The sequence below is a fragment of the Streptomyces akebiae genome, assembly GCF_019599145.1.
GTDB classification, from domain to species: Bacteria; Actinomycetota; Actinomycetes; order Streptomycetales; family Streptomycetaceae; genus Streptomyces; species Streptomyces akebiae.
Genome location: NZ_CP080647.1, coordinates 1588636 through 1602033, shown reverse-complemented (window position 1 = coordinate 1602033; position 13398 = coordinate 1588636). Strand labels below are relative to the sequence as shown.

The window sequence follows — 13398 nt, the reverse complement described above, 5'->3', positions numbered from 1 at the left end:
CAATTGGTTTTCCTGGGGGCTCGCGGTGGGGGCTGTGACCGCTTCAAATGCATCACTCTTGGTGAGGTTTTGGCCATGCCTTCCGGGTGGTCGTGCGAGCATTGCAGGGGACGCTCGTGGAAACGGTGGGGGATGAGTGCGAGGTCTATGCGTGTCGGGCGCCGTCGGGTTATGTCGGGCAGCGGTCAGTAGAGGGTGCGCCTGAGAGGGCGTTCGGCAGTGACCCGTTGTCAGTGGCGGGTTCAGAGTGACGCGGAAGACCGTTCCGTGCCGGGGAGTTCACGAACAGGGCATTGGAACCTCTCTTTTGGGGACAGAGTGGACCATTCTTATCAGGCGTGGCAGGAAGTGCTGGCCGAGGAGTTCTTCGGACGACAGCACGTCGGCCACCCGACGCTGTTCTACATCGACGACGAAGTGGAGCAGGAGCTCAGGCACGGACACGGCATGGAAGAGCCCCTTGCCCAGTGCGTGGGCAGGTTCCTGCGGTTGGGGACCGAGGAACCGTACCGTGCGCTGGAGGACTACCGCTGGCGCATGTGGCAGCAGGACAAGGACGGCGTGCCCGCCTTCCTGCCGCTGCTGGCCTGCTCGGTGATCGCCGCATCCCGGATGGTGAACGACCGGAACCACCGGGCCACCGCCTACCACGCCCGCTTCTCCGAGTTGTTGACCGGCGACGAGAAGCGACTGGGCAGCCAGCAGTACGAGCCTATCTCCCGCATGTGGCAGGTGCTGGCCTCCTGGCAGCACAGCCAGAAGGGCGCGCGGGGACTCTGCACCCTTCCCGCCCCGGCCGACCTGCCCTCCAACCGAAGCATGATCGGGTTCGCCCAGTCCCAGTCGCTCCTCAGCGGCGCCGACCGGTCCTTCCTGTCGAAGCTCTTCCGGTCGTTGCGGGAACACGGCACGACCTGGCCGCTGCCGGGGGAGACGCTGCTGGCCCAGATCGAGATCCGGGGCATGGAGCAGCACTTCTCCAAGGGCTTCCGCAACGCTCTGCAGGAGGACGAGTTCCGCCCCTTCCTCGCCGAGCTGATCGGCAACTACGCCGCTTCCTGGGACGGTTCGGACGCGCTGGTGCCCACCGGTGTCACCCGGGTCGAACTGCTGGTGCGGCTGGACGCGGGCCGTCTCAGGTGGGTAGCGCGCCTGCGCTCCGCGGAGCAGAAGAAGCGCATCGAGCTCAAGGACGGCGTCGTCCTCGATCAGCTCGGCGACACCGCCTACTATGAGGTGACGGGCCTGCCCGCCCCGAGCGCGGACACCCTCACCCGGGGTATCCGCCGCGACGGGGACAACTTGGTGCTCAGCCGCCCCTCCTCCTCCGTCCTGGTGCTCGCGCGGGACGACGTGCTCGGTGTCTGGGCCGGCACCGACGGCTTCCGCCCGGGAGAGGCGCACGTGGTGCTCGCCGCCCCGAGTGCGCAGCGGGACGTGCAGCGGCTGTTGGACAAGGCCGCGACCACCGGCCGGAGCGCCGACACCAGCAAGCTGGCCTGGGTGCCGCAGGGCTGGTCCCTGCACAAGCCCGTCACCTTCGACGACGCGGTCACCCTGCGTCGGGCGCTCCGGGAGGTCCAGGGCGCGGTCGGCCTCCTGCAGCCCCCGGCCCAGTTCAAGCTCCGCCTCGAGGGCGGTCTGAAGCTCGCGCCCTCGCTCGATCCCCACCTGTATCTGCGGGGAGGCGAGCCGCAGGTGGTCCTCCCGGACGCTGTGGAAGGCACGGGCACCCTCCTGATCGACGGAGAGGAGCGGCCCGAGCTCAGGAAGAGGATCGCCGCGGGCCGCCCCGTCCCCCTGGCCGTGCTCCGGCTGGAGCCGGGCCGCCACACGGTGAGCTACGCAGGCGCCGAAGTCGGCTTCGCCACTGCGGACCAGGCCGTCGTCGAACCGAGGATGACCAAGGTCTGTGGCTTCACCGTCGTGGACGGCAAGGCCTCGGAGTCGCCCTCTCTTCTCGTCGAGCAGACCCTGTCGACCGGCATCACCGGTGCCGACTGCACGGGCGCCACCACCCATGACGCGACAGCAGCGATGGAGCTGTGCCGTCGTGACGCGGACGAGGTCCTGTTCGCGGCGGCCGACGGTCGACTGTGGACGTTGGAGGCCCCGGAACAACCGGACTGGTGGGCAGAACGTCTTGCCGACACCCCCGCCCCGCTCCGCTTCGAGGCCGACTTCCACGGCATCGGCGGCTGGCTCCTGGAGCGCCGGAGCGGACGCTGGAAAGGCCGCCCGGTGAACCCCGGAACACCGAAGCCGAAGACCGCCGGCAACCCGCGGGCCTGGACCCGCGCCGTCCTCAACGCCCAGCAGGCGTCCGTCGACCTCTCGTGGGCCGCGTACGTGCAGGCAGCGAAGGAGCTGGACCGATGACGGGACCGATGAGCAGCACCGAGTTCGGCGGGATCCTCCTGCGCTGGCTGAGCGAGAGCCGCAGCGGCAAGGCGTCCGCACTGCGCGACGGTGTCCGCAACCAGGCCCAGGCATGGGGCCTGGAGCTGGCGGAGTACGCCGACTGGGACTGGATGCGCAAGGTCGCAGCCCTCGGCTTCATCGACGTGGACCTGCGCGTCGACCGCTGGTCGGTCGCCCCGCCGGTGCTGACCAGACTGCCCCACGCCGACGGGCTCGCCGTGCTGACCGGCGCGCGCACCGCGCGGATCAGTATGCGCGTCGAGGAGGCGGCGCAGGAGTGGATGGAACTGATCGCCGTCCCTCACCGGCCGGGGGCAGGTGAGGCTCCGCTGCCCGACACCCTCCTGTTCCAGTACGAGGACCCGCGGATCCTGTGGGAAGCGGCGGAGTTCTTCGGGGCCCGCTACGTCCCCTGCGCCGCCCTGCAGTTGATGGAACTGCTCCCGCAGGCGGCACCGGGCCCCGAGTCCGCACCGCCCGGTGGGAGCACCGCCGACACGCTGGAGAAGTACGAGTTGCGCCGCCAACGGTTCGTCCCCGTGGCACGGGACGACGAGGACGGCCTGTACCGGTGGCGCGGAGCCGACTACGCCCGCCTGACCCGCGTCCGTCGCAACGGCGTCTTCCACGCGGTGGAACGCGAGACGGGCATCTACCTGGAGCTCGCCCGCCACCGCACCGGCGCGATGCGCTGGCGGCCGGAATCCGGCAAGGGACGCGCCGGCCTGGGCCGACTCTTCGTCGACCGGTACGCGCCACTGCCCGCCCTGCATGAGCGCGCGGTCGTCCTGTGCAGCGGCTTCCCGCCCTCGACGGGCAAGCAGGCGCAGACCCGCGCGTACGACAACGTGCCGAGGGCGCTCGCCGAGGCGATCGCGGCCTCGCTGCAGCAGAACCTGGAGACCATGCCGCGACAGGTGGCGGCCACCGTCGGGAGGACCGAGTGAGCGCGGAACAGCGGACAACGGCGGTGACGAACACGGATGTCCAGGACGTCATGGGCACCTTCGACGACCTGCGCAGCGCGCTGTTCCGCTATTACGACACCCCCTTCAGCGTCGACGATCCTTCCGTCATGGAGGAACGGCGCAACCTGCTGGACCGGGACAACGGGGCGTGGCGCGACCCGCTGATCGAGCTGCGACCGCAGTACGCCTCCCGGGGCGTCAGCATCGCGGAGTCCTTCGCGGAAGCAGGGGCACACCCCGACGCGGCCGATTTCGCCCGCTTCACCCTCCCCGACGGCGTGACCAGCCTCTACCAGCATCAGCACGACGCCTTGGTCGCCGCCTGCGAGGGCAAGGACTTCGTGGTCACCGCGGGCACCGGTTCCGGCAAGACGGAGTCCTTCCTGCTGCCCGTCCTCGCCGACCTGGTCGCCGAGTCCGCCCACTGGCAGGGCACCCGTGCGGTGCAGCGGGAATGGTGGCAGGGGGACGGCGACCACGTGCCCAGCCGACAGAACGAGCACGGGCATCCCGCGGCCATGCGCGTGCTGATTCTCTATCCCACCAACGCCCTCGCCGACGACCAGTTGGTCCGGCTGCGGAAATCGCTGGACAGCCGTGAGGCCCACGCCTGGCTGGACCGGAAGCGCAACGGACACCGCTTCTACTTCGGCCGCTACACCGGAGCCACCCCTGTCTCCGGCAGCCGCGATTCCGAGCCGGCGACCTTCCGTCTCCGGCAGTACCTGCGAGAGGTCCAGGAACGGCAGCACAAGGCCGACGAGACGCTCGACGAGGAGCTGCGACCCTTCATCCCGCGCCTCGGCGGAGCGGAGATGCACGCCCGCTGGGACATGCAGGCCGCGCCACCGGACATCATGATCACCAACTACTCGATGCTGAACATCATGCTGCTCCGCAAGCAGGAGGAGCACATCTTCAGTGCCACGAGGAAGTGGCTGGAGCAGACCCCCGGCGCCCGCCTCACCCTGATCCTCGACGAGCTCCACATGTACCGCGGTACGGCCGGCACCGAGGTGGCGTACCTGCTGCGCAACCTCCGCCACCGTCTCGGCCTCGACAAGAACCCCGAGAAGCTGAGAGTGCTCGCAGCCTCCGCCTCCCTGGAGGCGGGCCGGGACGACGACTTCCTCGACGGGTTCTTCGCCCTGCCCGGCTCCCGCCGCGTGATCATCCCCGGAAAGGCGAGGGAGACCCACGGCGAGGGTGACCTCGCCGCCCACACCGAACGCCTCACGCAGGCCGCGAAGGCTCCCGTCACCCAGGACGAAGCCGTCACCGTGGCACGGGAGACCGGCCTCGGTCCGGCGCTCCAGCGCGCACTCACTCCGGGCGGCAGGTCTCGTGCTCTGCCCGCCCCCGAACTGGCGGCAAGTCTCTTCCCGGGCGTCCCGAAGGAACAGCGTCTGGACGCTCTGCACGGCGTGCTGCGCATACTCGGCTGCGCGCAGGACGCCGAACTTCCTCAGCTCCGGGCCCACTTCTTCTTCCGGAACATCGAGGGCATCTGGGCCTGCTCGGACCCGAACTGCCCCCACATCCCCGTGGAGCACGGTCCCGAACGCCGGGTCGGCCGGCTCTTCGCCGAGCCCACCTCCCGCTGCACCTGCGGCGCCCGCGTGCTGGAGCTTCTCTCCTGCCAGGCCTGCGGCGACCTCATGCTCGGCGGGTACGCCAGCCCCAAGGACACCCAGCGGCGCAAGTTCACCGGTGCACTCCACACCGACTTCCCGGACCTGGACCTGCTCCCCGACGAGGCCAGCGGCGCACCCACCGCGGCGAACTACATCGTGTACTGGCCGCGCACCAAGGGCCTCGGCCTCGATGACCCCAGTTGGCACGCGGGCCTGTCCGACGGCGGCCCACAGGTCGAGTTCGCGTTCCGTCGCAGCGCCTACCAGCCCGCCACCGGCCGCCTGGAGAACCGGGACGTCCAGCACACGGGATGGTCGTTCCACATCTCCGTGCCCCTGGACAAGGAGGGCAGGAAGCCGGCCTACGACCCGGCCCGGCTGCAGGCCTTCCCCACCCGCTGCCCCGCCTGCGGCGACGACTGGGAGATCAAGTACGACAGGGACGGCCGTTTCGTCCCGCTGGAATCGCCTGACCGGCTGCGCAACGCGCCGGTCCGACGGATGCGCACCGGCTTCTACAAGATCAACCAGGTGTTGGTGACCGAAGCGCTCGGCCACCTTCCCGATGGCCGGCGCAAGGCGATCGCCTTCTCCGACAGCCGTGACGACGCCTCCGAACTCGCCAGCGGTCTTGCCCTCCGCCACCACCAGGACCTTCTCCGCCTGCTCAGCGCCCAGGCCGTCGAGAGCCAGGGGGATCCCTTCGGAGACCTTCAGACGGTGAAGGGCCACTACGCCGGTGAGCCGGTCGATCGTGCGGCTGCCCGCGCAGCCGTGGCACGGATGCGGGACCGCGACCCGGCGGACTGGGGACGCCTGAAGGCGATCCTCACCGACGACCTCGACGCGGAACCGGAACTCCTGCCGGACCTGGAGCGGAAGTTCTCCGAACTGCCCTCCCTGGACGACCTCGCCTCCGACCTCGAAGGCATGCTGCTGAAGTACGGCACCAATCCCGCCGGTCCCGCGGCCTCGCTCCAGCAGACCTCGGCTGGACAGCCCTGGACCGCGCTCTACAACTGGGAACGGGATCGGGCAGCGGTGACGGAGACCCAGGCGCAGGAGGATCTCCTCAGCCGCATCCGTTCCCGCCTCCGCCTCGAGACCATCGGCAGCCTCTTCTCCGGCGGCGGCCGTGACTTCGAATCGCTCGGACTCGGCTGGCTCTGCCTGCGCGACGACCGCTCACCCTTGGAGATCGGCCCGGACAGCGACCAGGCCGTGGCGCGTGCCAGCCTGCGGATTCTCGGCCTGATGCGGCGCTTCACCCGGATACGGGCCTCGCTGCAAAGGCCGCCCGCGCCCCTGAAGCGTTTCTGGACGCAGGTGGCCGAACGTCAGGGCACCGATCTGCAGACCATCGAGGACCGGGTACGCGGCGTGTGGAAGGACGCCGTGGTCGACTACGTCATCAAGCCGGAGAAGGTGGCACTCCGCCCCGGCGAGAACAAGACATGGACGTGCCGTTCCTGCCACCGGCCGCACCTTCACCCGGGCGCGGGGCTGTGCACCAAGTGCCAGACTCCGCTGCCCGCCGTGCCTCAGCAGTACGACGGAGTCCTCGAAGACGACTACTACGCCTGGAAGGCCGCCCACCGCACCGGTGACTTCCCCCTGCGAACCGCGGAACTGACCGGCCAGACGGACCGGTTGGAGGCCCAGCGTCGGCAGAGCCTCTTCCAGGACGTCTTCCTCGGCGACAACGACGTTCCGCAGGCGGACGGCCTGGAACTGCTCTCCGTGACCACGACCATGGAGGCCGGGGTCGACATCGGCCCCCTCAACACCGTGATCATGGCGAACATGCCGCCCACGCGCTTCAACTACCAGCAGCGCGTGGGGCGTGCGGGCCGACGCAACAGCCCGGTCGCCGTAGCTCTCACCGTCTGCCGTGGCCGCAGCCACGACGAGCACTACTTCGCTCGACCGGAAGCGATCACCAACGATCCGACTCCGCCGCCCTACCTGGTCCTCGGCATGGTTTCCGTCTTCCGCCGGGTCCTGCTGGGAGAGGTCCTGCGCCAGGCTTTCGAGCCCCTGCAGCCGGAGGACCGCCGGAAGGGGCCGGACATGACGACCAACGTTCACGGACAGTTCGGCCTCGCCGCCGACTGGCCGACGCACCGTGGCGCCGTCCGCCGCTGGATCGCCGAACATTCGGAGCGCATCAGGGCCGCTGCCGCCGCACTCCGGAACGGAACACCGGAGAACGTCGCCGCCCTCGACCCGGTATCCGTCATCGGCGAACTCCTCGCTCAGGTCGACGAGGTGGCGACTCGGACGGTCGGCCACCCCGACCTCAGCCAGCGTCTGGCGGAGGCGGGCCTTCTGCCGATGTTCGGCTTCCCGACCCGCTCCCGCCTCCTCTACCGGAGCATCCCGCAGAAGACCTTCCCCTGGCCGCCGGCCGACTCCGTCAATCGCGACCTGGCCGTCGCCCTCAGCAAGTTCGCACCGGGCAGCGAAACCCCGCAGGACGGCCGCCTGCTCCGTTCCAGGGGAGTGGTCTCCCTCGTGCCGAGCGGCCGCGGACTCCAGGCCGCCGAAGACCCCTTCGGACCGGAACAGTTGGTCGCCATGTGCCGGATCTGCTCCCACGTGGACCCGCAGGCCGTCGTCGACCCGGAAACCGGGAGCGCCGGCACCTGCCCCGCCTGTGGCGCGGAGAGCAAGTACTACAGGGCCGTCCCCTTCCGGGAGCCCGCAGGCTTCCGGGCTGCCCACGAAGCACGAGACTACGACGGCTACCGGGAGCTCGGCTCCAACGCCACCAGCGCGCGTACCGCCACCGACCTGGAGAAGACCGCCCCGCGCATCCACCGTGCCGCCGACGACTGGATGGTCGTCCACACCGGCAGCGGCGACCGCTACATCGTCAACACCAACGCCGGAAAGCTCTTCAGGTTCGTCAAGAACACCGGCCCGTGGCGCGGATACCTGGCGCTGGACAGCCCCAAGGCGGAGGCCGACCTGGAGATCGCCCTCGGCGCCACCCAGCACACCGACATGCTCTTCATCGGAGCCAAGGGCGCCCTCGACACGATCCGGGGCCTCCGCTTCGACATCTCGAAGTCCCAGCAGATCGACGGCTTCCCCGAGGCCTACCACGGGCGGCGCGCCGCCTGGTACTCGCTCGCGGCCCTGCTCCGCCGTGCCGCCGCCCCGCACCTGGACGTGCAGCCGGAGGAACTCCTCAGCGGCATCCACGGCTCGGACGCCCCGGTGGCAGCTCCGGTCATGGCCTACCTGGCGGACAGCCTCGACAACGGAGCGGGCTTCAGCACCTACCTCGGTTCGCAGGACCACATCGAGGAGTTCCTCCAGGCTGTCGACCGCTACGTGCACGACCTGGAGGCCGACCGCCATGCGCTGAACTGCCGCAGCTCCTGCTACGCCTGCCTGCGCGACTACGCCAACATGCGCCTCCACCCGCTGTACGACTGGCGGCTCGCCCGCGATCTCACCGACGCCCTGCGCGGTCGGAAACTGCAGATCGATCCGAACGAACACGCCGTCCTGCTGAAGGGCTGGGCGGACGAGGAGCCCAACGTCAGTCTGAAGGAGACCGCTGTCGGACCGGTGGCGCTCTTCACGTCGGACTTCACAGGCGAGCCCGTCGCGGTCGCCGTCAAGCATCCTCTGGAGTCCGCCGCCGATGAATGCGGGAACGAACGGCTGCGGGCCCTGCGCTACGAGGTCCGTGATGGAGGCCTCGCCACCAAAATCGCCTTCGCCGACTCCTACAGTCTGGACCGGACCCCTGCCGCGGTGATCGAGCAGGTGCACATCTTCGCGGAGGAGATCTGATGACGTCAGGAATCCCGCTGGGAGCGGGCCACGACGAGCAGGCCCACCGGGAGGAGCTGCGGCAGCGCGAGATAGCCCGCCGCCTCGCCCTTCTGCAGGCCCGCCGGGCCCAGGACCGGACCGCCGGGAGAGTCCCGCAGAGCGCGGAAGGCGCGGGCGGCCCGGCTCCGGTCGTTCCGCCGCAGAAGCAGCCGGAACCGGAACCGGCCATGCCCCCGCCGGTCCCCGAAGGATTCACCGACCGACATGCCTGGGAGCGCGCCCGCTCCTTCGCTCAACTGGTGCTGCCCGACGCACTGAAGACGGAGCCCAGGACGCTTTCCGCGCGGAAGCTGGCGCGGGCCGCGGCCGACGCAGCGTCCCGGCAGGAAGATCCGGTCTCGGGCGTCTCCCTGCTCGCGATGGCACAAGACCATGGGCTGGACGTCTTCGACGGACGGCTCGACGACCGCGCCCGCGCCCTGTTGGACGACAAGCCGCTGCCGCTCCTGGGCGAGCCGGGCAGTATGTGGCAGATCTACCAGGACGACCGGCGCCTGACGGAGACCAACCTGTCGGCTCCCCGGCAGAGGGCACTCCTGGTGAAGCTTCCCCGGCCGCTCCTCGACGACTACATCGACGAGGAGTGGATCGGCGCGGTCCCCGAGCGTGACGGCACCTCCCGTGCCGCCTACTTCCGCGCCCGCCTGGACCCGGCGTCCCTCACCGACGAGGAGATGGACCTGTTGGCCTGGCCCCTCGAACGGGAGCGCCGGGAGGCGGGCTCGGGAACGGAACCCGGCCCTGACTGGCCGCAGGACTGGCGCCTGCTGGTCAGGCTGCGGGCCAACGACGTCAAAGCGATCACCGAGGAGTGGACCGACCTCCTGCCGCCGACGCAGAAGCTTCTCGACGCCCTGCGCGAGGTGCGGCGCACCCGAGAGGTGCCGGACGACCTCGTCGCCGACGAGCGACTGTGGGTTCTCCTGGAGCGGATACACCCCAGCGTGCACAGTACGAGCAACAAGAGATTCAACGGCTGGATCGGCGTGCGGACCCTGGTGAGGGCCGTGCGGCAGATGCACCGTGCCCTCCTCCGCGGGGACGAAGAGACGGCGGAACAGCGTAGGAAGGCGGCACTCACCATGGCCGCGAGGCTCCGGCACCACTCACAGCCGGTGCGCTGGGAGGCCCAGAACGTTCAGGCCTACTTGCGTGCCGACCAGGAGGTGACCGAGTCCCTCAAACTCCTGGAGCAGGACGCGGAAGGCCGTCCCCCCGTGCCGGACCAGCTCGGCGGAGGTGCCGTGGCCGCGCTGCGGAAGAATCGGAGCTTCCTGAAAGACCGGCCCCTCGGTGAACGCGGGCAGCCGCTCAACCCGCATCTGGTGCTCGGCGTGCCGGACGGGGCGGACGACTGGAAGAAGGCATGGCGAGCGCTGCGGAAGGAGCTCGACGACAGCGGCCGTGTCCGAATCAACTGGGCCAAGGACGTGATCGAGAAGGCCGAGCGGGAGGAGCAGGAAGTACCCTCGTTCACCGTCCCGCTCGCCCCGCACCGCTGGAAGGACCCCCTCGGCACGAGCCCGCGGCTGGAACTTCCGCCCGAGCCCTTGCAGAGGCTCACCGAGCCGCCCACGGACAGCGACCGCGCGTGGTCTCGCACCGAGGCGGCCCGAGAAATAATCACCAGGGCGACGGAACGCCTTTCCTTGGCTGCTGAAGAGATCGCAGCCCTTGAAGATCCGGAGAGCGGTACATCGTGACTAAAGGTCGCAGGGCGCGCGAAGCCCGGAAAAAGCGCGCATCTTTTGCAGGTCAGGAACCGTATTCCGGAAATGACGAACCCAAAGCGGCTGACATGCAACCCTGGAAGTTCACCGCCAGCGACATCCCTAAGCTTGCAGCGGGAGCTCTGGATGCGCCAACGATCCTCAAGTCCATCAACGACTCACTCCTGCCCGCAGTGGAAGAGGAACTGGAGCGCATGGCTGAGACCTTGGGCACCCTTCTTGGAAGCAATGGGGCAGAGGGTGATCCTGTCGGTGTCATCCGGGCTGAGTTGATGAGGCGTGTCCTTCCTCAAATTTCCGATTCTGTGCGGAGCGGTGTGATGGAGGGAATGAGGACCCGCCAAATGCACTTGGCTCAGTTGGCTGCGATCCACCGTCAGACTCTGGAGTCCAAGAGCCTGAGGATCGTATTGGCGCGGATCGATCACGAGTTGTCGCGGGCCGGCTTGGAGATTATCGGGAAGGCCGATGATCATTCAATGTTCAATGTGGTGGAAGATCCACCTGGGGCAATGAGCTCTGGACCGGTTGCATATGAAGTTGCGGCGCCGGCTTACGTCGACAAGGAATCCGGAAAGCTTGTCGAGCGTGGGTGGCTCAAAGCCGTTCCCAAGAACTCATCGCCGGTACCCGCAGCGGAAAAGATGAAGCCGGGGCAGAGGCGCAGAGCCACGCACACGGAGGCGGGTGGCAAGCAGAAGAAGGATCTCAATGGGGGGCCTGATGATTCTCCGCACAGGAAGAAGATTCATCGGGGTCAGACATCTGGTGTTCGGCAGGAGCCTCAAGAAAGTGGCGATCGGCACGTTCCCGAGGAGGGATCGCGTGGCGGTTCCTGGTCTCCAACTGGTTCGCAGGACATGACGACAGGCGGTCGTGCGCAGAAGAAGACGAGTTATCGGCAGTCGTTGCGCGCTGCGGCCAGCAAGCAGATGAACCAGAGAGGCACACGATGAGTTTTGGCATCGACTTCGGTACGAGTAACTCGGTTGTTGCTCGCTGGAACGGGCACACCACCGAGGTGCTGCCGATCGACAGTGACAACGTGCCATCCCAATGGCGTCAACCGGAATTCGAGCAGCTCTTCCCCTCCGTGCTGTCCGTCCGCGACCTCCAGCGCACCCTCTGCTTCGGCTGGGAGGCGAAGACCGGCACCAGCCAGCCGCTCGACGCCGTGAAGCGGATGCTCGGCACCCGCTCCGGTGCCGAGAGGGACAGCGGCGACACCGACGGCTCCGAGGCCGCGGCCCAGCTCGAGGAGCACCACGTCTGGGTCGGATCGGAGACATTCCACAGCACGGTCGCAGCCGCCTCCCTCTTCAGCCGTATGAAGGAAGGCGTCTCCGCCCAACTGCTCGACCTCTCCGACGCGGTCGTCACCGTCCCCGCCAACGCCACAGGTGGCGCCCGCTACCGCACCCGCGCGGCGGCAGCGCTCGGCGGAGTGAAGGTCCGGGCCCTCCTCAACGAGCCCACAGCGGCTGCGATCTCATACGTCCGCGACGTCCCGATCCCGGGCCGTTTCCTCGTCTTCGACTGGGGCGGCGGTACCATCGACGTCACCGTCCTGGAGTACGACGACGGCCTCTTCGAGGAGCAGACCTCCCGCGGCATCACCGCCCTGGGCGGCCTGGAGTTCGACAACGCGCTGGCCAAGCTGATCCAGCAGAAGATCGGCCTGACCGCGGACCAGCTCACCAAGGCCGAAAAACGCCGGTGGCGCCGTTCGGTCGAACTGACGAAGATCGCCTTGTCCTCCGTGCCGATGGACGGCGCGCTCTTCTTCGACCTCCCGGTCGGCCTCGCCCCCTCGATCTCGAGGCGTGAGGTGAGGATCACCGCGGCCGAGTACACCGAGGCGATCAGCGCGCTCATCACCCGAGCCCTGGAGCCGGTCCAGCAGGCTCTGGAAGACCTCGCCATCACCGCGGACGACATCGACTCCGTGCTGATGATCGGCGGCACCTCGCAGATCCCCCAGGTGCGTCACGCGCTGGGCGAGCTCCTCGGGCACGACCGCATCGTCGACAGCGGCCTGTGCCGGCCCATGACCGCCGTCGCCCGAGGCGCCGCTATCTACGCGGCCTCCCTGGATGGCGAACTCGGCGACGACAGAGACTTCTCCCTCGTGACCAGCTACGACCTGGGCACGGCCGTCAGCGCGGGCGAACAGAAGGGCTTTCGCGCCATCATCCGACGCAATGCCACGCTCCCCGCGGAGGGTTCGTCCACCTTCTACCCGAACATGCCGGGCGCTTCGTCCGTGCGCGTGACGGTGATCGAAGGGGAGGTCGGCTACTCGGCTGACAGCGACCGTGCCTTCCCCCTGGCCAACATCGAGGTGGATCTCCCCACGCGCGAACAGGACAGCCGGCGGAACAAGATCGAGATCAAGTTCCGCTACAACGAGAGCGGCATCCTGCGCTTCACCGCCACCCACGCGGAGACCGGCGTGGTGCTTGCCGAGCGGGAGATCGACTCCTTCGGACCCGACGGCACCCCACTGCAGCACGGTCTCGACGATGAGCTGACCCGCCTCCTGGCCCATACCGTCCGCCCGTTCGCCGACGGCTCCTCCACCGTCCGGCACCTCTCGGCAGCCGAAACGGCCAACGCCCGCCCCGCACCGATCGACATGTCCGTGCGCGTAGTGGAGGCCGACCCGGCCGTGACGATCAACGGCGAGCCGCAGGGCTTGGTGACGGGGGGACTTTGACCAGCCTCTGCACTTTGGTGGGTGAATTGCGGGTGCGCCAGAGCGCGCTCCACTGTTGCGGCAGATAGCGGGGGCCAGCG

Annotated in this window: 6 protein-coding genes; all 6 read left to right on the top strand. The window is 68.7% G+C overall.

Annotated elements, in window-relative coordinates; genetic code table 11:
* The first annotated feature begins 318 nt into the window (after positions 1 to 318).
* From K1J60_RS07015 to K1J60_RS06990, 6 genes are read left to right on the top strand one after another with little or no spacing between them, the layout of a single operon-like run.
* Positions 319 to 2379 carry a hypothetical protein gene (locus tag K1J60_RS07015; RefSeq protein ID WP_220645415.1) on the top strand — a complete coding sequence of 687 codons (2061 nt, stop codon included), beginning with the start codon at positions 319 to 321 and terminating at the stop codon, positions 2377 to 2379.
* The gene (locus tag K1J60_RS07010; RefSeq protein WP_220645414.1) at positions 2376 to 3368 is read left to right on the top strand and encodes a hypothetical protein; all 993 of its coding nucleotides are present in this window, start codon (positions 2376 to 2378) and stop codon (positions 3366 to 3368) included. The genes K1J60_RS07015 and K1J60_RS07010 overlap by 4 nt, the downstream gene beginning before the upstream one ends.
* A gap of 23 nt (positions 3369 to 3391) precedes the next feature.
* Complete coding sequence (locus K1J60_RS07005; RefSeq protein ID WP_259407596.1) at positions 3392 to 8830, top strand: DEAD/DEAH box helicase; 5439 nt, start codon at positions 3392 to 3394, stop codon at positions 8828 to 8830.
* Positions 8830 to 10575 carry a hypothetical protein gene (locus K1J60_RS07000; protein WP_220645413.1) on the top strand — a complete coding sequence of 582 codons (1746 nt, stop codon included), beginning with the start codon at positions 8830 to 8832 and terminating at the stop codon, positions 10573 to 10575. The genes K1J60_RS07005 and K1J60_RS07000 overlap by 1 nt, the downstream gene beginning before the upstream one ends.
* Positions 10572 to 11558 (top strand): hypothetical protein, encoded by a 987-nt coding sequence (locus tag K1J60_RS06995; RefSeq protein ID WP_220645412.1) that lies wholly within the window; start codon positions 10572 to 10574, stop codon positions 11556 to 11558. The genes K1J60_RS07000 and K1J60_RS06995 overlap by 4 nt, the downstream gene beginning before the upstream one ends.
* Entirely contained in the window at positions 11555 to 13318 is a 1764-nt protein-coding gene (locus tag K1J60_RS06990) for an Hsp70 family protein (RefSeq protein ID WP_220645411.1), read from the top strand. Before K1J60_RS06995 ends, K1J60_RS06990 begins: the two co-directional genes overlap by 4 nt.
* The last annotated feature ends 80 nt before the right edge of the window (positions 13319 to 13398 follow it).

Bases quoted from the DNA above. Each gene is read 5' to 3' on its own strand.
- K1J60_RS07010 (WP_220645414.1), top strand. From the start codon at position 2,376: ATGACGGGACCGATGAGCAGCACCGAGTTCGGCGGGATCCTCCTGCGC.
- K1J60_RS07000 (WP_220645413.1), top strand. From the start codon at position 8,830: ATGACGTCAGGAATCCCGCTGGGAGCGGGCCACGACGAGCAGGCCCAC.
- K1J60_RS06990 (WP_220645411.1), top strand. From the start codon at position 11,555: ATGAGTTTTGGCATCGACTTCGGTACGAGTAACTCGGTTGTTGCTCGC.